Annotated in this window: 10 protein-coding genes; 4 read left to right on the top strand and 6 right to left on the bottom strand. The window is 34.3% G+C overall.

The features are described 5' to 3' along the window. Positions 1–19: 19 nt before the first annotated feature. The 3 genes from ACVCZW_RS07225 to ACVCZW_RS07235 all read left to right on the top strand — a co-directional run bounded on the left by ACVCZW_RS07225 (position 20) and on the right by ACVCZW_RS07235 (position 4,751). Positions 20–3,136, top strand: a complete 3,117-nt coding sequence (locus tag ACVCZW_RS07225; RefSeq protein ID WP_452232047.1) for a TonB-dependent receptor — start codon at positions 20–22, stop codon at positions 3,134–3,136. 84 nt (positions 3,137–3,220) lie between these two features. Beyond that, positions 3,221–4,162, top strand: coding sequence for a glycerophosphodiester phosphodiesterase family protein (locus tag ACVCZW_RS07230; protein WP_452232048.1), 942 nt, complete (start codon positions 3,221–3,223; stop codon positions 4,160–4,162). A gap of 121 nt (positions 4,163–4,283) precedes the next feature. Then, positions 4,284–4,751 carry a DUF6495 family protein gene (locus ACVCZW_RS07235; RefSeq protein WP_452228432.1) on the top strand — a complete coding sequence of 156 codons (468 nt, stop codon included), beginning with the start codon at positions 4,284–4,286 and terminating at the stop codon, positions 4,749–4,751. A 120-nt stretch (positions 4,752–4,871) separates the two neighbouring features. On the opposite strand, the gene ACVCZW_RS07240 is transcribed toward ACVCZW_RS07235, so the two are convergent. Next, positions 4,872–6,113 carry an ABC transporter permease gene (locus ACVCZW_RS07240; RefSeq protein ID WP_452228433.1) on the bottom strand — a complete coding sequence of 414 codons (1,242 nt, stop codon included), beginning with the start codon at positions 6,111–6,113 and terminating at the stop codon, positions 4,872–4,874. A 310-nt stretch (positions 6,114–6,423) separates the two neighbouring features. On the opposite strand from ACVCZW_RS07240, the gene hisS reads away from it, so the two are divergent. Beyond that, complete coding sequence (hisS, locus tag ACVCZW_RS07245) at positions 6,424–7,815, top strand: histidine--tRNA ligase (RefSeq protein WP_452228434.1); 1,392 nt, start codon at positions 6,424–6,426, stop codon at positions 7,813–7,815. 83 nt (positions 7,816–7,898) lie between these two features. On the opposite strand, the gene ACVCZW_RS07250 is transcribed toward hisS, so the two are convergent. The 5 genes from ACVCZW_RS07250 to ACVCZW_RS07270 form a co-directional block, all read right to left on the bottom strand. Next, positions 7,899–8,717 carry a T9SS type A sorting domain-containing protein gene (locus ACVCZW_RS07250; RefSeq protein ID WP_452228435.1) on the bottom strand — a complete coding sequence of 273 codons (819 nt, stop codon included), beginning with the start codon at positions 8,715–8,717 and terminating at the stop codon, positions 7,899–7,901. A 291-nt stretch (positions 8,718–9,008) separates the two neighbouring features. After that, positions 9,009–9,860, bottom strand: coding sequence for a T9SS type A sorting domain-containing protein (locus ACVCZW_RS07255; RefSeq protein WP_452232049.1), 852 nt, complete (start codon positions 9,858–9,860; stop codon positions 9,009–9,011). A gap of 358 nt (positions 9,861–10,218) precedes the next feature. Beyond that, positions 10,219–15,201: a LamG-like jellyroll fold domain-containing protein gene (locus ACVCZW_RS07260; protein ID WP_452232050.1), complete on the bottom strand. Its 4,983-nt coding sequence runs from the start codon at positions 15,199–15,201 to the stop codon at positions 10,219–10,221. A 157-nt stretch (positions 15,202–15,358) separates the two neighbouring features. Beyond that, positions 15,359–17,017: a PQQ-dependent sugar dehydrogenase gene (locus ACVCZW_RS07265; protein ID WP_452232051.1), complete on the bottom strand. Its 1,659-nt coding sequence runs from the start codon at positions 17,015–17,017 to the stop codon at positions 15,359–15,361. Positions 17,018–17,246: 229 nt separating this feature from the next. Continuing rightward, positions 17,247–23,639 (bottom strand): choice-of-anchor D domain-containing protein, encoded by a 6,393-nt coding sequence (locus ACVCZW_RS07270; RefSeq protein WP_452232052.1) that lies wholly within the window; start codon positions 23,637–23,639, stop codon positions 17,247–17,249. Positions 23,640–23,710 lie beyond the last annotated feature (71 nt).

Consider the following 23,710-nt stretch of genomic DNA (forward strand, 5'->3'; position numbering starts at 1 on the left):
AATCAAAACCAAAATAACCATGAAAAAACTACATGTAACCATGGCCTTTTTGTTATTTACGGTACTGAGTTTCGCTCAAGTTACTACATCTAACATTAAAGGTCTTATTTTAGAAGACACAGGCCAAACCTTATTTGGCGCAAATGTTATTGCTGTACATCAACCAACTGGTACCAAGTACGGAGCCATAACCAATTTAGATGGCCGTTACAATTTGCTAAACCTAAGAGTAGGTGGACCATATCAAGTAACCATAACCTATGTAGGATTTAAAGATCAAGTATTTAATGAGGTTTATTTAACCTTAGGTAAAACAACCAATATTGACACGGTAATGGCTACAGATACAGCCTCATTAGACGAAGTAATTATTACCACATCCACTTCTGGAACTTTTAGTAGTGATAGAACAGGAGCGGAAACAAGTGTTGGAAGACGAGAATTAACATCGCTACCAACGATTTCTAGATCTGCATCCGATTTTACAAGATTAGAGCCTTCAGCTTCTGGTAACTCTTTTGGTGGTAGAAATGACCAATTTAATAACTTCACATTAGATGGCGCCGTTTTTAATAATCCGTTTGGATTAGATGCAGCAACGCCTGGCGGACAAACAGATTCGCAACCAATATCTTTAGATGCCATCGATCAAATACAGGTTTCATTAGCCCCTTATGATGTTACTTTATCCGGATTTACTGGTGCTGCAGTGAATGCAGTAACCAAAAGTGGATCGAATGAATTTCACGGAACCGTATATGGTTTTACTAGAAATGAAGATATGACTGGTGGAAAAATTAAAGGAGAAGATGTTATTCAAGCAGATTTAGAGCAACAACAATATGGTATTAGTATTGGCGGACCAATTGTAAAGAATAAATTATTCTTCTTTGCAAACTTTGAAAAAGATGAACGTTCCGATTTAGGTACCGCTGGTTTTGCTCCTAATACAGGAAGTGGCGCTATTAATGAAACACGTGTTTTAGAATCTGATTTACTAATTGTTCAAAATGCGTTATTAGATATAGGATATAATCCAGGTAGCTATGAAGGTTTCAATTATAATTCTAACTCGACGAAAGGAATTGTTAAATTCGATTGGAATATTAATGATAATAACCGTTTAGCTGTTATTTATAATTTCTTAGATGCTTCGAAAGAAAAACCTGCACATCCCTCTGCGTTAGGTTTTAGAGGTCCGAGTACCAATACCCTACAATTTGAAAACACAGGATATGAAATTAATAATAAAATAAGATCTGTTCAATTAGAATTAAATTCCACTTTACCTGGAGATGTAACTAATAAATTCCAAATGGGTTTCACGCATTTTGACGATTTTAGAAATCCGCTTTCCACGCCAGCACCAACAGTAACCATTACAAAAGATGGTTCTAACTATATTATTGCAGGACATGAGCCATTCTCTATTAACAATAAATTAGATCAAAAAGTTTTTCAATTTTCTAATAACTTAAACTTTTTTAAAGGAGATCATACCTATACGGTTGGATTCTCTTTCGAGAAATTTCAGTTTGATAATTCCTTTAACTTAGGAGCATATGGAGCGCAAGGTGTTTTCTTTCCAACAACAACCATGGCAGACTTTCAAAACTTTGCAGATTCCGGACAATTACAAGCTTTATTCAACCAAGCAAACGCAGCACATAATAGCTTAGAAGCGAATGGAGATGGTGTTGCTGGCGGATGGACTTTAGCCGAAACGAACGTTGGTCAACTTGCTTTTTATGTACAAGACGAATGGAATGTAACCGACAACTTTAAACTTACCTACGGTTTACGAATGGATAAACCATTATTTTTCGATTCTGCTGAGAAAGCGCAAGAGGTTATTGATAGAGCGTGTTGTTATGCACCAGGGATTGAATATCTAAATCCGAATACCGGCGAATCGGTGTTTTTAGATAATACCGAAATGCCTTCTAGCAAACTTTTATTCTCTCCAAGAGTAGGATTTAATTATGATGTTAAAGGAGATAATAGTTTTCAAGTACGTGGAGGAACAGGAATATTTACAGGTAGATTACCTTTTGTTTGGCTAGGAAATCAAATAGCAAATCCAGAAGTATTCTTTTATCAAGTAGTAGATCCAGATTTTAAATTCCCACAAGTATGGCGAACAAATATTGGAACCGATTACAGATTCGAAAATGGTATTGTAGCAACAGGAGATATTTCTTATACTAAAGATATTCATGGCGCACACGTACAAAACTGGGGAATTCGTGATCCTTCTGGAACCTTAAATGCACCAGGAGATACTAGACCAATCTATACTTCTAGCGATGTTATTAATAACGCGTATGTATTTACAAATTCAGACAAAGGACGTATTTGGAATTTCACAGCTAAAGGACAAAAAACATTCGGTAATGGTTTATATACTAGTTTAGCATATAATTATTTAAATGCGAAAGATGTAAACTCTATTGAAGCAGAAATTACTGGGGATGCTTTTGCTTTTAATCCGGTGGTTGGTAATGCAAATGACGATGTATTATCGTATTCTAAATACGGAGATACGCATCGTTTTATTGGTGTTGCTAGCAAAAAGTTTACCTACGGAAAAGATAAATGGTCCACTACCATTTCTACTTTCTTTGAGTATGCGCAAGGCGGACGTTTCAATTACACCTATGGTGGTGATTTAAATGGAGATGGATCCAATTTAAATGATTTACTATATGTACCAACAAGTTCCGAATTACAACAAATGCAATTCTCGGGTGCCGGACAAGCAGAAGCTTACGAAGCTTTCATTCAACAAGATGATTATTTAAGTGATCGTCGTGGAGATTACGTAGAGCGTTACGGTGCATTAGCGCCTTGGAGAGGTCGTTGGGATCTTAAAATATTACAAGATTATAAATTTAAAGTAGCTGGCGAAAAAACCAATAGTATCCAATTAAGTATCGATGTATTAAACGTAGGAAACTTAATTAGTAGCGATTGGGGACTTGTACAACAACCAACATCGGTACAACCAATAGGTGTAGATGTAGATGGTTCAGGTGTTCCAACCTATACATTTACTGGCGTACAAGAAACTTTTTCTTATGACAGTAGCTTATTATCCAGATGGCAAGCACAATTTGGAGTTAGATACATTTTCTAGTCCATACGTCACATATATTTTTTAAATTTGCGCTCCTTTTAAGGGGCGCATTTTTTTTAACACAACTATTTAAAATTATTTTTAATGACTTTTTTATTTAAACGCTTTCGCGGAAATCGATCTATAAAACATCTATGTTTCGTATTCCTTTGTATAGCCTTTGTGTCTTGCAAGAACCAAAATGCTAATGTTTCTATTCCAACGGAAGCAGCTAAGGAAACCATTAATAAGTCCGCTTTAATGGAAGCTTTTAAATACCAACCCAATGCAGATCCAATAATAAGTGTGCATCGTGGTGGAAAAAGTATTGCCTTCTACCCTGAAAACGCCATAGAAACCATAGCACATGTGTATCAAAGTATTCCGACGGCTATTTTTGAAATAGATGTAGCAAAAACCAAAGACAACCAATTGGTATTATTACATGATAATACGCTAGATAGAACGTCGACAGGAACAGGAAAATTAACCGACTATACCTATTCGCAATTAGAAGCTTTTTATTTGGAAGACGATTTTGGAAATGTAACAACTTTTAAAATTCCATTATTTACAGAAGTTTTAAAATGGGCAAAAAAGAATGATGTAGTTCTAACGGTAGATATCAAACGTAGTGTTTCTGTAGAAACCGTAATAGAAGCGATTAGAGCAGAAAAGGCAGAAGATGTTTGTCTAATTATCACTTATGATATGGAACAAGCACAAAAAGCTTACAAAGCCGCTCCGGAGTTGTTACTATCTGTTTCGGCTAGAAATGAAAAAGAATTAGATTGGTTATTACATTCTAATATACCTACCGAAAATATGTTGGCATTTACAGGAACACGATTATCGCCAGCCGCATTCTATAAAAAAGTACAATCGCATGGTATCAAAACCATTTTGGGTACTTTAGGAAATCTAGATAAACAAGCAGCATCTAAAGCCGACGCACCTTATAGCGTTTGGCAAGAAATGGGCGTAGATGTTTTTGCAACCGATAGACCTTTTGCAGCAGCCAAAGCATTAGGAGTGCATAAACAATAATATAGTTACCCTGCGAGGTTTTTAAAACCTTGTAGGTATTTTAAATAATAATAAATATTCTCTTTTTAAGGGAATGATAATTAGACTTCCGTTTTCACGGAAGCAAAAAAACTTTTTTTTGATGAAGTATTCTAGACTTACGAAAGAGCAATTTGAAGAATTGCACCCAGAATTTATAAACTTTTTAGCAACACAAACCATAACAGCTGCAGAGTGGGATGAAATTAAAACCAGCAAACCAGAAGTTGCAGAACAAGAATTAGATGTGTTTAGTGATTTGGTTTGGGAAGGTGTTTTAAACAAAGCCCAATATATTGAGCATATATCACCACAACAAATGCATTTATTTTCTTTAAATGAAGATAATATGCATGTGATTGCTGTACAGCTTAAAAACGGATTAGATTTAACTTCTAAAGATGGTTTTAACTGGTTACGTGAAAACTTAATGGATGAAAATGTGCATTTTTTACAAGCTAAAAAAGAATACTCCGAAGATAGAAATAAAGACAAGTTTACACTTATTAAACAAGGTGGTGTTATTACAAAAGGGGAGTTGTATGCGTTTTTTAATAAACTGATTAATTAAAAGCGTATAAACGCTTTTTATAGATATAGGAACCCGAACAGTTGCCAACTTTGTTTTATTCCACCGCTACTCCCTGCAGATGGCAAAGGTCTATCATAGTGTAGCTTTTTGTTTGCTTATTTACTCATATCGTAAAGATTCAATAGGATCTAGTTTTGCAGCCTTAAGCGCTGGCATTAACCCTGAAACTACCGCAACTAAAAAGGCGATGGCAAAGGCACTAAACATCGCAAACCAAGGCGTTGTAAATTGAAAATCGGCAAGGGTGGCGACTAATAAACCAATGAGTACACCAAAGATAATTCCTAAGATACCGCCTAATTGTCCAATGATTAACGCTTCCATAAAAAACTGAAAGGCAATTGTTTTTCGTTTTGCACCTAATGCTTTACGGACACCAATTTCTCTAGTTCTTTCGGTTACCGAAACAAAAAGAATATTCATAAGTGCAATCGATGATCCTAGAATGGTTATAATACTAATAATCCAAGCGGCATATTCTAAATAGACTGTTATCGATCCAATTTTATTGATTAAATCGTCACTACGTTCTAATCCGAAATTATTTTCTTCCACAGGATTCAAACCACGAATGTTTCTAAAGGTAAGTATCGCTTGGTCTTGTGCGCCTTCCATCATTTCTTTGTTTTCTACCATAATACTAATATCATAATTGATATTTGGTAAGGTAAAAATAGAACGAGCGTTTTGAATAGGTATAATAACGCGCAAATCTTGGTTGTTTCCAAAAGTGGCACCTTTAGATTCTAGCGTACCAATTACTGTGAATTTTACACCTCTAACGCTAATGGTTTTACCAATTGGATTCACGTTTTCAAATAAGGCTTTATTTAAATCGCTTCCAATAATACAATGGTTGCTATTGTTTTTTACATCAAAGAAATTGAGCTCTCTTCCTGCATCTAATTTTAAACCAGAATTTTGTATAAAATGCTCGTTAGCACCAATTATAGTAACTTCTGGATCGGTTTTATTATTTTCATATTTTACCTCAGCACCACGCGTTCCTGTAAAAGAAAGGGACGTTTTTGTACCAGGAAATTCATAATTCTCTTCAAACTCCTTTACGTTTCTATAGCTAATTATTGGGTTGACTTTTCGTTCTTCACCACGACCTCTACGTTGGGTAGTAAACTCATAGCGTTGTAAATTAAAAGTATTAGAACCCATGGATGAAAAATCACTGGAGATGGTGTTCTCAAGCGCAGAAACAGCACTTAAAATACCAACAAGCGCAGTAATACCAATGGCGATAATTAAAACGGTTAAAATAGTACGTAGTAATTGGCTTTTAATAGAATCGAAAGCAATATTTATATTTTCTCTAACTAATCCAAACATGGTTTGTGGTGGTTGTTTTTTTATAAGACTACTAAAACAGGATAAAGTTACTATAAATACTAAATAATCTTCAAAATAAATATGCTTTATATTAAAATTGATTTGGTATAATTATGACTCTCTTTAAAAATTATGATATTTTTGCGGGAGTAGAATTAATTTGTCATTCCTGCGAAAGCAGGAATCCATCATAAATTTAAGAATTTTTATAAAAATAGATATTGTATAAAACACAACACGTTGTTTCTTTATAATGTTTGATTTTAATTAACTTAATAAAAAAGATTCCTGCCTTCGCAGGAAGTTACACATGGCACAAAAACCAAGCATTCCTAAGGGTACCAGAGATTTTAATCCAGAACAAGTAGCAAAACGTAATTATATTTTTGATGTAATTAAAACGAATTTTCAGCGATTTGGTTTTCAACCTATTGAAACACCAAGCTTTGAAAATAGTGATACTTTAATGGGAAAGTATGGCGAAGAAGGCGATCGACTTATTTTTAAGATTTTGAATTCTGGCGATTATTTATCGAAAGTCGATGATGCACTTTATGTAACAAAGGATTCTACTAAAACAACTTCTAAAATCTCTGAAAAAGCACTTCGGTATGATCTTACCGTACCTTTTGCAAGATACGTGGTGCAACACCAAAACGAGATTGAGTTTCCGTTTAAACGCTATCAAATACAACCGGTTTGGCGTGCAGACAGACCTCAAAAAGGAAGATTTAGAGAGTTTTTTCAATGTGATGCAGATGTAGTTGGTTCTACCTCTTTATTTCAGGAAATAGAATTTATTCAATTATACGACGCTGTTTTTTCTGCTTTGAAATTAGAAGGTGTTACCATTAAAATTAATAACCGAAAAATACTTTCTGGTATTGCCGAAGTTATTGGCGCTAGCGATAAACTTATCGACTTTACGGTTGCTTTAGATAAGCTAGATAAAATAGGAGAGGAGAAGGTAAAAGAAGAAATGCTAGGTAAAGGTATTGCACAAAGCGGCATAGATAAATTGCAGCCTTTGTTTAGTTTGACTGGTGATTTTGAAAGTCAGATAGAAAGTTTAAAAGGAATTCTTAATACTTCCGAAGAAGGAACAAAAGGTATTGAAGAATTAGAGTTTATAAATAATGGGATTCAAGCTTTAGGACTGGAAACGGCTAAATTACAACTGGACGTTACTTTAGCACGTGGTTTAAATTATTATACCGGAGCCATTTTTGAAGTTTCGGCACCAGAAAACGTAAAAATGGGTTCTATTGGTGGCGGAGGTCGTTATGATGATCTTACCGGGATTTTCGGACTTAAAGATGTGAGTGGTGTTGGTATTAGTTTTGGATTAGATAGAATCTATCTAGTTATAGAGGAACTTGAATTGTTTCCGGAAACGGTAAGTAAATCGGTAGATATCCTCTTTATTAATTTTGGGGATGATGAAGCTTTATTCTGCTTAAAAGCAATAAAAGAATTAAGAAATCAAGGTGTAAATGCCGAATTGTATCCAGATAAAATCACAAACGGAAAACACATGAAAAAGCAAATGAATCATGCCAATAAGCGTAGTATTCCTTTTGTGTGTTTAGTTGGTACCGAAGAAATGCATGCGAATACGTATACCATAAAAAACATGGTTTCTGGAGATCAGGTAAAAGTTTCGTTAGAAGATTTAATAGCGTATATAAAGACTGCTTCCTAATTGCTGCATTAGAACATAAATAAAATAAAAAACCCGAAACATATTTATGCTTCGGGTTTTTTAATACTTATGAAATATCTAAATTATCTTACAGATACTTTTTTAGACATGCTTCCTAAATCTGTAGTTACCATTAAAATGTAATTTCCAGCACTTAAGTTGTTTGTTTGAATTACGGCTTGATCTACTGCGTTTATGTTATTAAACACGGTTATTTGTTGTCCAGAAAGACTATATATTTTTACCGCTTTAATATTTTGATTCCCTATGTTTTTAATGGAAATACTTTTTATGTTGTTATAATAATGTAATTCCATTACCGAATTATCTGTAACCTCATGGATCCCTAATTCTTGATCGTTTATGCTTTCACTATTTCCTGAATTAGCTTCCTCGGTATTGCTATTTGAAAACTTTAGCTCAAAACGAGTTAAGTATTCACCAGCTGGCAGATCTATAGAAAAGCTTAACGTTTCTTTTATATTATAAAATATGTCTGTTTCTGTGTCTAAAACACCAATTTCTAAATCTTCAGGAACATTTTCTAATCCCTCAATAGATATGGTGTTGTTACCACCTGTTGCTGTGTGTAATCCTAGAGGCAATGTAGTAGTCGCATCAATGACATTGATACCTTGAATTAAAAATTGTCTATCTTCAATCATCCAGTACATATCATCTGCTAGATGTTGGTAGTTTCCAGAATCGTAACCTAAATCAATTCCTGCTGTAGTATTATCATCTACAGTTACTAATATTTGTCTATATATGTTTTCTGTGGTATACCCTAAACGAATTTTCATTCTGTTGTCTTCATCCGAATTATTTTGAGAAAATAGAGTATTGGATAAAAAAAGTAAGGAGAATGCTAGTAGGGATGTTTTAATAGTAAAGTTCTTCATAAGTAGGGTTTGTTAGAACTCATGGAGGGACTTGAGTGTTAATCTTGGGTCAAATTTAGGACGGAATAACGTGTTAGTGAAAAAAATACTGTAACTAACTCAAAAACTCGATATACTGAAAAAAGGTGCAAATTTCTTGGATTAACGACATGGTTTAAGTGGGAGGTAACTAATATTAATAGCTAGCATGTATTTGTTAATTATTCATGCCATTGTTAGTATTAGATTAATGGATAGAAAAATTAAAAATGCTATGCTTAATGACGTTTTTAATGCTTAATAAAGACGAAATTATTGGACGGATATTTTTTTAGACGTACTTCCTACATCGGAAGTAAGTAATAATATATAATTACCGGGGTTTATATTATAGGTTTGAATAAGCGTTTGGTCTATGGCATTTATATTATGAAATGCGGTTATTAGTTTTCCGTTCATGTTATATACATTAACATGTTTTATGTTTTGTTCTCTTATATTTTTTATGGAAATACTTTTAATGCTATTGATGTAACGTAGTTGTATTCCTGTATTTTTTACTTCCGCTTCATTTTCCGTATCGGTAATGTTTTCATCCAGAGCACTAATTTCTTCTTCTTCTTCTTCTTCTTCTTCTTCGTTTAAAGAGTCATTAATAGTTTCATTCGCAAATTTTAATGTAAAGCGGTTTACATATGCACCAGCTGTTAAATGAATAGAAACGCTAGAAGTTTGTTTCATATCGTAATACGTATTTGTTTCTGTGTCTAAAAGCCCAATTTCTAAATCTTCAGGAACATTAACCAAACCTTCTATAGAGATAATATTCATTCCAGTTGCACCTGTATGTAATCCTATAGGTAGGGTAGTAGTAGCATTAATTGTATTTATACCTTGAATTAGAAATCTTCTATTTTCAATCATCCAGTACATATCGTCCACATGATTTTCAAAATTTTCAGCATCATAGCCAAAATCAACGCCTGGTGTTGCATTGCTATCTACCGTTACTAATATTTGTCTGTGTAGACTATTGGAAGAAGTAAACCCCAAACGAATTTTCATTCTATCGTCGGCATCCGTGTTATTTTGACAAGTTCCGCTTTGCGATAAAAAAAGAAATAAAAATAGGAGCATAGATGCTTTAATGGAGTACGTCTTCATCGGTATCATTTTTAATTCGTGTTTAGGTTGCCTATAATTGGCATGTGAATTTAGGACGTATGGAAAGGGATAAAAAATAAAGACCATAACTAACTTATAAACCCGATATACCGATAAAAGGTGCACGTTTTTAGGATTAACCGCATCGTTTTAGAGAGAAGTATCTTGAAATATAGTGTTTTACGTTTATTAAGCTCGTTTTTTGTATCGGCTATAATCAGTTTTAAAAAGTGCTAAAGCTTGGATGTTTGTCGTATTTCAATAGATTAGGGAAAGTATCATGCATAAAAAAACCCAAAACAATACATTTTGGGTTTTAACAACGTTTAGTGAAAGCTAATAGTAGATTAGGGATCTATTATTTAACTAAAACCTTTTTAGAAATTTCACCAATTTCTGTTTTTAAGCGGATAATATATGTACCAGCACTTAGATCTTTAGCTTTAAGTGCTATATAGTTTGTATCGATAATATCATCATAACTATATACTTCTTGTCCTACTATATTAATAATAGAAGCTTGGTCTATTTGAATGTTTGTAGGGTTGTTTATAACCATGCTCTCTATATCGTTAGCAAAATACACGGCTACATTATTTGTTTCCACTTCTTCTATACTTAAAGTTTGATTGGTAAAAGTAATTTCAAAACGGTTTAAATGCTCTCCTGCGGGTAAACTAATTGCATAATCACTAGTTCTTAAATTGTGGTATAGGTTTAAATCTATATCATGAACATAAATTTGTAAATCTTCTGGGAAGTTTACTAAATGGTCTATGGTTATTGTATTAATTCCTGCATTTTTAGTATGTATACCAATAGGTAATACTGTAGCTTCATGTATTTGGTCAATACCTTGAATTAAATACTTATCTGTAGCAATCATCCAAAACATATCATCCATTTGATCATCTAAACTTTTAGCATCAAAACCCCAATCATAATCTACAGAAGCTCTTTCATCTGCTGTAATTAGTAATTGTCTGTGAATGGTATTTACAGAATTAAAACCAAGACGTAGTTTTATTCTGTTATCGCCGTTGTCGGCATTTGTAATCGCTGCGGAGTTTTCTTCGGTACGAACAAATACAGAACTAGCACCTTCTTTTTGGAAAACACGTTGGCTATTTTTAAATTTAACTGTACCTGTAGCTTCTCCAGTGACAAAGAATCCTTGCGCAACCGGAATATATTTACCTGGTATTTTGGTTGGAGTGCCACCAGTACTTACATCTGGATCACTAGTTCCTAGGGACGCAGATGGTGTTCCGCCAGAAAGATTATAGGTTGCATATCCACCTTGGTATTCTGCAAGAATGTGAGATCCGCCACCCCAATGTTCCCAAAAATATAGTGTTCCAGTAGTATTACCAGTACCCGAAATAGTAGGTCCGTTGTCTAGAATAAATTTTTCGGCATCTATGGCAGATGGATATGGGTTACCAACAAGATAATCATTACCAGCGTTTATAGGAAGTGAAATATCCCCATTGTTTGGTTTTCCAAGAATGGTATAGTTTTGTTTTAAAGCTACGTTATTACTAGTGTTTGTAACTCCTTTCATTGTAAATCCTTCACCAGCAAATAAGGTTCCTGTATTTCTTACATGTTGCCATGATGCGTAATCGTCGGACGCTCGGTTACTAAATTTCCAAATCCAATAATCAGCAATACTAATAGGAGAACCATTGGAACCGTTATAACCAGATACAAAATTTATATTGGAAGGTAATAGCGGATTTGTTCCATCTTTAAATAGGTTGTCATTTAAAGTATAACTATTATTATTGGAAGTGGTATTTCTAATTCCGACAGGAGAAGACCAATAATTATAGGTATAATAATCTTGAGTACCTTGTTGATCCTTTTCTATGGCACCTTTACTGGTAATGTCTAATTCACTTTCGGGTCCTTGAATTAATTGTGATTCTCCAACTAAGTCAATGATACCGTCTAATTTTAAATACCAATTTATAGATAAACCAGAGTTGTTATTGATTTTTAATATAACAGGGTTTGCGCTAGCATCTAATTCATCAATAAAGATTCCTAGGTGTTTGTTTTCATCGGCTGTGGTAACATTATTATGTCTTATTTTAACAATGGACCAGTCGTACATGATGGCATCATTTCCATTAACACCATCTTCTGGAATATCTACAGCGGTAGCTAAATCACCACTTCGTTGTGTGATAAAAGGCATAGGAGCAGTTTGGTAATCAATAATTTTAATATTATATAATTTTGCTCCAGTCCCAGTATCTATAGCAGGTGTTGTTAAATTGTCTGTAATGTCTCCTTTAAACTGATCTAATCTATAATAGCGTAATAAAGAGTTCCATGGCAATGGATGAATAGTACTTTCATCCATAAAATTAGTAATGTCTTTAGGAATCACACTTCCTCTAATAGTAGAGGTATTATTTTCAATTTCTTGATATACTATTTTTTGTAATTCGTTTTCGGAAAGGGATTTATCAAAAATTCGTACTTCATCTAGTGATCCTTTAAAATACGTATCTACATCATAGAAATTTGCAGCCCTACCCATTGTGAATTTGTAGGTATTATTGTCTAATGAGCTATCGGCACTTGTAGTGTTTGCAATTTCTAATCCGTTTAAATATAATTTTAAACTATTGCTTGTGCCGTCAAAAACAGCAGCAAGATGACACCATTGGTTTTTTACTATAGGATTTGTTATTGGGTTATTAGAAATAGTTGTTCCGTTAACTATGGCATATACTCTTGGTTCGGAATAATCTTGAATTTCAATTTCTATATTAGATTGTCCAAAAATTATTGCGCCTCCAGTAAATGAAGGATCTATTTTCACCCATCCCATGATAGATACATTTTGTTTACCGCTTAACATTTCGGCATCTTCTATGTAATCATTTCTTCCATCAAAGAAAAGTAATAGTTTTTTATGTATATCTCTTGGAGAGCCAAAAGCACTATCGTCTGTATCAAAAAGATCTACAAGTCCGTCACCTTCCGCATCATTTGTATCATCAATAACTCCATCGTTATCTGCATCTAAATCTGCGTATAAGGTATGTGAAATATCATAAGTAGCACCATCTGAAGTCGTATCCATATAATCTGGAATACCGTCATTATCTGTATCCAAAACGTAGTAGAAATTACCATTTCCTTGATTGGTGTTTCCGTAAGCGGAATTAAAAGTACCACCATTATAAGCGTCATAAATATCTAAAATACCATCTGTGTAATACTCTAGTGTTCCATCGGAATCTAAGTCTGTAGGTCTAACTTCATCTGTATCTAATCCATCACCAACACCATCACCATCAATATCACCATCCCCATTTTGGTAGTTTGGTTTACCTGAATTTCCAGCACCAGATTCATCGACATCAAAAATAGAGTCATTATCGGAATCTAAATCCAAAAAGTTAGGAGTACCATCATTGTCGGAATCTAAAGTAATATTGCCTTCTACCAAATCATGCATTCCGTTACCATTAAGATCCAGCCAAGTCGCTGCACCTGTTAAGGTCGCACTTGCACCGCTAAAGTTACCTAACCCAGCCTCTACAACATCAGGGATACCGTCATTATCGGAATCTAAATCGAAAACATCAGCAACACCATCACTATCGGTATCGCATAAAGTTTGGCTAATTGTAATATCATCAATAGCAAGGTCATTACCTAAACCACCAAGTTCATTATTAATAAAAAACACATTAAATTCACTAACCGCAAAAGTTAAATCGGCAGTAAATTGGTGCCAACTTGCTGCTGGATTTCCAACTATAGAAGGAGGGATATCTCCAGTAGTAATAGATTGTAAAACATTATTATTTACATCTCTAAATTCTACTAAAATATTAGGTCTTAGCCTGGATCCTATATTTGGCGCATCTGATCGATCTAAATTTAGTACCCAAAAACTATAAGTTACTGGTGTGTTAGGTAAGGAACCTTTAATAGAAGCGGTGTAAAATAATCCCGGATCAAAGGAAGCGTTGAACATTGCCATTCTTCCATTGCTATCTCCAGGAGTATGATCTTCTCCGGTGTACCAAAAATCATCGGACCAACTTGCTACTTCATTTACCGGAGTTTGGTCTGTACCATCGCCATTGGTGGCTTTGTGATACACTACATATTTACCATCATTTAAATCTACTTTATTAGCATCTGGGCAATCTATAGTATTTGTTCCTACTGTGCCTGGTTCATAACAATAGGTAGTTTCTGCATCATAGGTTGTATTAATGGTGGTTCTAGTGTTTCCAGAACCAAAAGTTTCATGTAAAAATTTATAATTAGCAGTAATTGAAATAGTTGAATTTTGACAAGCAGCCTGTTCTTCAGCATCTGTAATTCCATCATTATCGTCATCGATATCTATACTATCATAAATACCATCGCCATCGCTATCATAAAAATTTTCTTCCGATTTAGCGATGATCAAAAACTGATAAGAAGATGCATCACTGTCGTTATTGTTTATGGTCACAGTAGTAGATTTACTTCCTGCACTTAAGGCATTATATTTAATGGAAAATGTTGTGGAACCATTTATAGCTATGGAAGTAGCATAAGGGGAGCCCACAATGGCAAAGTCAGTGGTATTAGAAATAGAAATCCCTGAAATATTTAAATTTGCAGATCCAATATTGTGTATAGAAAAAGATCTTGTAATGGTTATGCCAGAGTTTGCACTTCCATAGTTGGTGTTATCTGTAATACGTGGTGTAGTATCCCCATCAGGAATAGAGTAGGTGTTTCCTCTAACATCGATATCTGGAGCTTTTGGATGTCCAACAATTTTAACATTATCAATATATACTACTCTATTATTATCATTAGTGGCATCACAACGAATTCTAAATTTAGAATTTGCTGAAAAGGTATAGTCGTTATAACTTAAGTCTAAAGATGCTGGGTAATTTACATTGTCACTAGCAAAGTCCGTAATTTTAGCATATTTTTTAATCGTTGTCCACGTACTTCCTCCATCTTCTGAATATTGTACCCAAAAGTCTAATCCCCACCAAAAATCTTTAGTTCTGAAATCGAAAGAGATAGTTGCAGATCCATAAGGTATTAAATTGATATTATTTGTAGTCATGGAAGTATTGGTGTCTGTTGGATCTGTGCTAGCATTTCTTAGCTCAACAGCTCTGGTTCCATTTATTGGTGCATTATTTAGTATTCTACAATGGTCACCACCATCATTCCATATTCCCCAGTTGTTGGCATTGAAGTTATCATTTGAAATTGTTACTTGCGCAGCAGTTTCAGATGTGAAATGTATACAAAATACTAAGACACAAAGTTTTAGTGAAAAAGTGATATTTTTCATGATTGGTTAAGTTTAGTTTGGGACTAAATTTTAATAGCTAATCAAATGTAATTTTTAATTCTATGAAATGCAAATAAAATCGATGAAATGCATTAGTTATTGCTTTTTTCAAGTAAATACTTTGAATATTTCATTTATGAGCGATTGTAATGCTGTATTATTTTTTGATTAGCTTTTTGGAAGCTATTTCATTGCATTGGGAGTTATATATTTTAATAAAGTATAAACCACTAGATAATGAACTTGTGTTCACCGTATCATTACTGGAAATATTACTGACTTGATGCACTATTCGTCCTTGAATGTCTATAACTTTTATGGATACTTTACTAAGCTTAGTAGTTGTAAATTTTAACTTAAAGCTATTGGTAGTAGGGTTAGGGAATAAGGAAAAACTATTTTGTAGACTTATTGTTTCTGTTCCAAGGGTTTGTCCTGTATATCTAATTTTGACAATAACTCCAGGAGTTTCATAAGTGGTTACCGATTGGTTACCTGAAGGCCCAGAAGTACCTCCACTATTATCTGTAATGGCAAAGAATGTAATGCCATCTGGCGCAGCTATAACATCTCTAAATCTAGTATCATCGGAATGAAATTCTTCATAATATTGCGATCCTCCATCTATTGGAACCAAAGCATCACCAGCAGCATTTAATTTGGCTCTATAAATAGTTCCTTTTTTTAACGCAGGAATTAAAAGAGAAGTTCCCCAATTAGGAATTAATCCGCCTTCATAAATATCTATACTTGCCGGACCAATAGTTGGCCATGTTAACCAGCTTCCTGTAGGTTGTATAGCTGCAGTACTGTTATACGTTCCAATAGGTGCTTGAAAGTTTGCTGGCATACCTGATGTTGATTCTGGTATTCCCGATTGGTTATCACAAGAAGTACTTGTAGTACATCCTGATATTGCAGAGGTATTGCAATATCGATACGCCATATCATCATAGTATCCAGCAATTTCTGGCCAACCATAATTTTTACCAGATGCAATGATATTTAATTCATCATCTGTATTTGGTCCATGTTCTGAAGAATATAATTTACCGTTAGATCCAAAAACGATTCCTTGCGGATTTCTATGGCCTAGAGAATAGATATGACTTTGTACACCATTAAGGAATGGATTGTCAGAAGGAATAGTTCCATCTAGATTAAACCTTAAAATTTTTCCTTGATAGCTGTAGTAATTCTCGTTGTTTACTTCTGTTTGCGTTGGTAAAAATTGAGATCTAATTGGGTTACATCTATTATTAAATTGATTTGCGCCATTATCTCCAGCGGTATAGTACAATTTTAAATCGGGACCAATTTTAAGTTTCCCAGAGTTATGATCATTTCCTGCGTCTAAGTCTTCAAAAAGGGTAGTAGCACTTCCACTATCTAATTTTCCATTAGTCGTATTATAGGTATAGCGTTCAATTCTTAATTTTAGACTTCCATTGTTATACGTATACGCTAAATACACATAGTTATTGGAGGTATTAATATTGGTGTATAATTCTGGATGCACTGCCATTCCCATTAATCCGTCTTGTCCAAAATTTTGCGATACTACCGAAGTTAAATCCAACATGGTAGATTTGGTGTTCATACCATTATTCGGACTCACTTTTACTACTTTTTTTCCTGTTCTTTCTGTAATCCATAAATTACCATCGGGACCATAGACGATTGTATTTGGATACTCTAATTCATGATCTGGAGTTATGTTACTAACTGTCCATTCGGCATTATTGGTTATTGGGTTTTGTGCGGCAAGTAGGTGTATGTATAAAAAAGCACTGATAAATAGTAATGTTGTTTTCATGAATAGATTCTTTTATAGGTTTATTCTGTTCCAAATATAAGAAAATATCCCTAACAGCTCTATGAAACGCATAAAAAATACGATGAAATGCATTTTTTAACAAAATAAGCAGTGAAAAACCTTTAATGGAAAGCTGCAAGATTTGCGCTTTTAATGCATAAAAAAGCCTAAAACATAAAGTTTTAGGCTTTTACAAAGTTAGTTGCTTGTATGGTAGATTAGGTATCTATTATTTAACTAAAACCTTTTTAGAAATTTCACCAATTTCTGTTTTTAAGCGGATAATATACGTACCAGCACTTAGGTCTTTAGCTTTAAGTGCTATATAGTTTGTATCGATAATATCGTCATAACTATATACTTCTTGTCCTACTATATTAATAATAGAAGCTTGGTCTATTTGAATGTTTCTAGGGTTGTTTATAACCATGCTCTCTATATCGTTAGCAAAATACACATCCACATTATTTGTTTCCACTTCTTCGATACTTAATTCTTGATCGGTAAAAGTAACTTCAAAACGATCTAAATATTCACCAGCAGCTACCGTTAAAGAATACTCTGTATTACGCAAGTTATGGTATAGATCTAAGGTCTTATCATGCAAGTATACTTGTAAATCTTCTGGGAAATTAATAAGAGCATCAATTTTAAAAGTATGGATTCCAGTGTTACTAATTTTTATTCCTAACGGAAGAACAACAGATTCGTCAATAGCATTAGTACCTTGAATAATAAATTTTTCATCTTCTATCATCCAGAACATATCATTCGCTTGATTATCTTTATTTATCGCATCAAAACCAAAGTCCACTAAATCTGTAGCAGAAGCATCTCTAGTAACTAATAATTGTCTTTTATAGGTATTGGAAGCGTTAAAGCTTAATCTCATTTTTAATCTATTATCGACTTCCGTAGTCACATTTTCTCTGTTAGATGCTGTTGCGCTGCTTCTTATGAAAACAGAAGAAGTACCTTCTTTTGTGAAAACGCGTTGGTTGTTATCAAAATTAATAGTACCTGTTGTATTACCAATAACGAAGAATCCTTGAGCAACAGGAATATATCTACCAGGTTCTTTTACACCAGTACCTCCAGAAGCATCTGTACCACCAGTAACGTAGTCATATTGAAGTGCTGGAGTACCACCAGATAGATTATACACTGCGTATCCACCTTGATATTCTATGGTGTTGTGCGTACCACCACCAAAATGTTCCCAGTAGTATATGGCACCAGTGGTATTGGTATTCGCTAAAATAAAGGTGTCTGCATCTACGGAAGAAGCATATGGATTACCAATTAAGTAATCATTACCGGCATTAATAGGAAGTGTAATATTTCCATTATTAGGTTTTCCTTCTACGGTATAGTTTTGTTGTAAACTTAGATTTCCGCTAGTATTTGCAACACCTTTCATGGTAAATCCTTCACCAGGAAATAAGGTTCCGGTATTTCTAATATGTTGCCAAGAGGCATAATCTTCAGAAGTTCTATTATTAAATTTCCAAATCCAGTAATTAGCAATACCAATCGGAGTACCATTAGAACCATTATAGCCCGATACAAAATTCATATTAACCGGAGCAAGCGGATTAGAACCATCTTTAAATATGTTATCATTTAAGGTATAGCTGTTATTATTCGATGTGGTGTTACTAACTCCAACAGGAGAAGACCAATAGTTATACGTGAAATAATCTTCGGTACCTTGTTGGTCTTTTTCAAGAGTACCAGCACTAGTAACATTAAGATCACTATCTTCTGTTTGAATAAGTTGTGATTCTCCTTGTAAATCTATTTTTCCATCTAAATTTAAGTAATGCGAAACCGTTAAACCGTTACCTGTACTAGAAGCATTATCTCCATTAATAGTAAGTTTGTTTGCATCTACAAATAAACCTAATACCGATCTGTTTTCATTATTTGCACTAGGCAAACTAGTATTATTCATAGTAACGTTATGATTTGTTACTACAATATTCCAGTCTATCGTTTTTGTGTTATCTACAATAGAAGCAGTTCCTGGAATGGTTTGTAGATTTCCATTTAACCAAGTTGCATTGGTATTCCAATCCCCATTTGCAGTGGATATATAAGGAAGTGGAGCAGTTTGGTGATCTACGGTTCTTAAATTTTTAAGAGCACCTTGATGTCCTTTTCCAGAATTATCTTTTGTATTTGTATAGGTATATGTTGACATTGGGTAGTATCCTTCTAAATCATTCCAAGGAATTACGGCAATATCATCTTTAGTAGGATGGATACCATTATCTAAAAAGTATTTTCCAGAAGAAAAACTAGCATTGTCTTCAATTTCTTGATTCATAATAAATCGCAATTGGTTTGCTGTTAAAGCGGTATTCCAAACACGAACTTCATCAATATTACCATTAAAGAAACGCTCAGGATTCTCTTTGGCAGCGGCACCTATAAAGAACGAATGGTCTGTATTAGCAGGAGCGCTTCTATTTGCTGAAGTATCTGCAACACCATCAATGTATAAGGTTGCTCTTGTGCCATTGTAAATGACAGCTAATTGATGCCATTCGTTATTCGGGATTGCAACAGACGAAGTTAAGGATTGCTTAGCGCCTGAGGAATTAAACCAGGAAACATTAAATCTTCCTGTATTATTTATTCTAAAATCATAGCCTTCTGTATATCCTAATAAAAAGCCTTCTTCGTTTCTTTTTGAAAGTATAGAGGTATTATTCGATCCAGATTTTTTATTAACCCAAGCAGATACGGTAAATCCGGATGCACTTAAATCTAAATTATCATCTATATCTATATAGTTTTGATCTGCAGAGTCGAAGTATATAGAACGTTGAAAAGTACGTTCTGGTGCCCATCCAAAGGTGATATATTCGGTACCATCAAAATCATATTCAGCATATAATTTACCGCCTACTTCTTTCATTACTCTATAATCTGCCGTAGGGTCGAAAACACCGGTTTGCGATATAAACATTAAATAATTTCCATCTGGTGGCGTAGCCGTTCGAACAGTACTTACAGGTATGGAAACTTCCACTTTAGGAATATCGCCATTAACTTCCACTACTTTCCAAATACGAGGAATAGCAGTAAAGCTAACTTCTGTTGTTAAAGAAGCATCAGCAATAGCAGCACTCATGTCTACGGTAATGTTCATTGGAGCTCCAAGAATATCTGCATTATTATTACCCCACATTAAAAATTGTCTATTTGCTAAAGCGGTAGTGTTTGCAATGTTTTCTTTATTGGTTTCATGGGTACTTGTAAGTGCCATGGTAAGGAAACCACTTGTTGGTCCGGTACCATCTGCTTCATCATTTTGACTTCTGGATTGTCTTTGATCTAATAGTGAAGCGTCATCACGACCAATTCCTGCGATATCATAATTATGACCAGAATTAGTACTTGTATTCCAAATCACATTACCTTGAGAGTCTATGTAATTTGCATCGTTTAAGCGATGATCTGATAAGGTACTTGTGTCGTCTTGTAATGTTACTCCGTATTTTACCGCTAAATAACTTTGTATTTTTTGTTGATTAATAGCAGAATTAGGCGAGGTATACGATATGATTTCGGTAATCATTCCGTTCATTTGTGAAGATGTTCTTCCTGCAAGGCTACTTCTTCCTACTCCTAATAAATATTGTAAGTTATTGAATTCATTAAAATTTAAATCGGCGTTGTTACCCGCTTTTCCAGTGGTATTATCAATACGTTTTCCGTTTTTATAAATTTCGGTAGAAGTACCAGCTGCATTTGTTTTCACATTTACAATTAACGGGTGATTGCTATACGTGTCAGAAGTTGTAGAATACGATCGTCCGTAAGAGGTTTCATTTGGTGAACCTGATTGTGGAAAGGAACTAATGGTATGGGATAGGATTTCATTATCATATCTTGCAGAAGTACTTCCCATTCCTAAACCTGTAGCATCTTCGTGATATGCTTCGTCAGAGAAACGACCTCCAATAACAAATTCTCTTCCTGGTGATAAATCACCAGTATCTGTAGCTATCTCATCATCACTTCTAAAAACAGCATAGTAATCTTGAGCAAAATAACCACCTTTCCCTTGCATGTATTCTAAGTTGTTATGATTAAAATCGGCAACAGGGTTGTAATTCATATTGCGACTACCATTATCTCTAAAAGTAGGAGCTAAAGTAGTAGAAGCATAGGCATCCTCTTTATCTAAAGTGGTATCATAAGCTTGATCTTCCCAGTTTGTTAATTTGTTTCCATCGGTTGCTGTAATACCAACATTAGATTTTAACCATAACCTTAAGTTATTCGTAATATTGGCAGGAGCAATAGAAGCATCAGATAATGCCGAAATCGGGTTTGCTTCAATTAAAACATTGTCAAATGCAACACCTTCTTTAGTACTACTAGCATCGGATCTAAATTGGACTCTAAATCTAACATTAGCTATGTTTGAAAACGTAGCGTTAGATAACTCTATAGATGCTCTTTCAAATTGACTATGTGGATCAAACGCAGGAGTAGCTGTATGGCCATCATCATTCCAACCATCAGAACCTAATGCGCTAACATTATCTTGATACCATTTTGTACCGTCGCCACTAGAACCTAGTGTTGTAAAAGCGCCATTATTAATAGAATATAAAATACGCATACCATCGGTATTGTTCTGGGTGTTGTATTTAAGATCTATACTAAATTTTAAATCTTTTAATCCGGATAAATTAATAATCGGACTTTGTATTTCAATATCGGTATTGTTGTTATAATTCGCATAGCTTGAATTTCTCCAGAAAGAACCTTCAGCCATTTCATCTGTAGTGGTAAAACTATCTGTCCAAACCCAAGAATCATTGGTTGTGGTTACATTTGTCCAAGCCCCATTATTAGCATCAAAATTCTCATAATAGGCAGTATATAATGGAGGAACACTGTTTGCTGCTCCTAGTACCGTAAATGTGTACGGATTTTCATTACTATCATTATTATTTACGGTTATTACCGAAGTAACTGTTCCAGCTGCTGTTGGAGCAAATTGTACTGTAAATGTAGTAGATGAACCGACTGCTACTGTAGTTGCTGGTGGAGTTAAAATGGTAAATATACCATTACTACTTGTTACGGAGCTAATGTTTAAAGTAGCCGTTCCTGTATTTTGAATAGTATAGGTACGTACTCTTGTGTTTCCTACAAAGGTGTCTCCAAATTCTGTGTTATCTGTGGTGGAAGGCGTAGTATCTCCATCATTGATGGTGTTACCATTACCTGTAATGCTAATTTCTGGTTCCGGAGCATCTCCAGTACCTCGTATTCTAAAATTATAAGGGTTTTCATTACTATCATTATTAGCAATAGAAATGTTTGCCGTAACCGTACCTCCAACAGTAGGAGCAAAGCGTACTACAAAAGTTCTACTACTACCAGCAGCAATCGTATTTCCTCCAGGTTGCGTTACGATGGTAAATGCTGCATTACCTGTTATATCTACTAAAGGAGTACCTCCAGTTAAATTTAAAGGTAACGTTCCTGTATTATGAATCGTAAATGTGTGATCGGAAGTAGCACCTGTTCCCACAGAGCCAAACTCTGTGTCGTCTGTGACTACAGGCGTAGTATCTCCATCATTAATAGTGTTACCATTACCTGTAATATTGATTTCTGGTTGTGGAGAAGAGGCTATTACATTTATGGTGTAATCTTCTACTTCACCGAAATTGAAAGAACCACATGGGTTATTATAACCATAATAACTCATACTAACTCGCATTCTTGTTGCTCCAATGCTGGCTGTTGGAGGAACGGTAAACGTAGCTGTTGCTACTCCGTTAGTATTTTGAATAAGTATTTGTTCTCCAGCATCCGTGAAATCGGAATTTTGGTTAAAATCAATCCAAGCATAATAATTTTCACTATCAGATCCAATTTGACTTACATTAATAGTATATGTGTTTCCGGTATTTAGAGTAGTAGAAATGCCGGTAAAATTCGAATAACCAGTACTAGTTGTACCAGCACCTGAATTATTATTAATAGTGTTTAAGGTTACATTATCAATATATTCATACGCAGTACTGTTTCCATTAGAAGCACAATAACTAGGTGTCCCTCCAGTTCCTTCAATAAGAATATCATCCCACACAGCCCATTCATTTGTTTGATTACATCTACCAATAAATCGAATAGCAGAATTGTTGGAAAAAGTGTAGCTACCGCTATCTATACTAACACTAAAAGAAGTTCTCGCATTATTATAATCTGTCCCTTTTCTAAACTGTCTTAATGTTGTCCAAGCAGAACCATCATAATATTGTAAATCATAACCATCTCCATTTTCTTGATTACCACTATTCACATTACAAAAAGAAATAGTAATATCTGTATATGGTGAGAAGTCATAATTAGGAGAAGTCATTTTTGAGCTAGTGTCAGAATAATAATCATAAAAGGTATAAATAGCACCATAATTGGTACAGCTACTAGCATTATAGTTTCTACCAGCGCGGGAACCTCCATCTGTCCAACCTTCCAAGCCACCACCAAAAGTGTGGTCAGCAATAGTAACTTGAGCGAACGTTAAAGTAGTAGCAAGTAAGGATAAAAGCAGATATAGCTTACCTAGTAAAGTAATATTTTTCATAAGTAGATTAATTTTAGTTTGGGACTAAATAATTAAGGTTACAAATATAGACGAAACATCTTTAAAGCGCA

The sequence above is a fragment of the Lacinutrix sp. MEBiC02595 genome (genome assembly GCF_053601555.1).

What these genes read in the sequence shown, in the direction of transcription:
- ACVCZW_RS07225 (WP_452232047.1), top strand. Translation starts at nt 20, where the DNA reads ATGAAAAAACTACATGTAACCATGGCCTTTTTGTTATTTACGGTACTG.
- ACVCZW_RS07230 (WP_452232048.1), top strand. Translation starts at nt 3,221, where the DNA reads ATGACTTTTTTATTTAAACGCTTTCGCGGAAATCGATCTATAAAACAT.
- ACVCZW_RS07235 (WP_452228432.1), top strand. Translation starts at nt 4,284, where the DNA reads ATGAAGTATTCTAGACTTACGAAAGAGCAATTTGAAGAATTGCACCCA.
- ACVCZW_RS07240 (WP_452228433.1), bottom strand. Translation starts at nt 6,113, where the DNA reads ATGTTTGGATTAGTTAGAGAAAATATAAATATTGCTTTCGATTCTATT.
- hisS (WP_452228434.1), top strand. Translation starts at nt 6,424, where the DNA reads ATGGCACAAAAACCAAGCATTCCTAAGGGTACCAGAGATTTTAATCCA.
- ACVCZW_RS07250 (WP_452228435.1), bottom strand. Translation starts at nt 8,717, where the DNA reads ATGAAGAACTTTACTATTAAAACATCCCTACTAGCATTCTCCTTACTT.
- ACVCZW_RS07255 (WP_452232049.1), bottom strand. Translation starts at nt 9,860, where the DNA reads ATGAAGACGTACTCCATTAAAGCATCTATGCTCCTATTTTTATTTCTT.
- ACVCZW_RS07260 (WP_452232050.1), bottom strand. Translation starts at nt 15,201, where the DNA reads ATGAAAAATATCACTTTTTCACTAAAACTTTGTGTCTTAGTATTTTGT.
- ACVCZW_RS07265 (WP_452232051.1), bottom strand. Translation starts at nt 17,017, where the DNA reads ATGAAAACAACATTACTATTTATCAGTGCTTTTTTATACATACACCTA.
- ACVCZW_RS07270 (WP_452232052.1), bottom strand. Translation starts at nt 23,639, where the DNA reads ATGAAAAATATTACTTTACTAGGTAAGCTATATCTGCTTTTATCCTTA.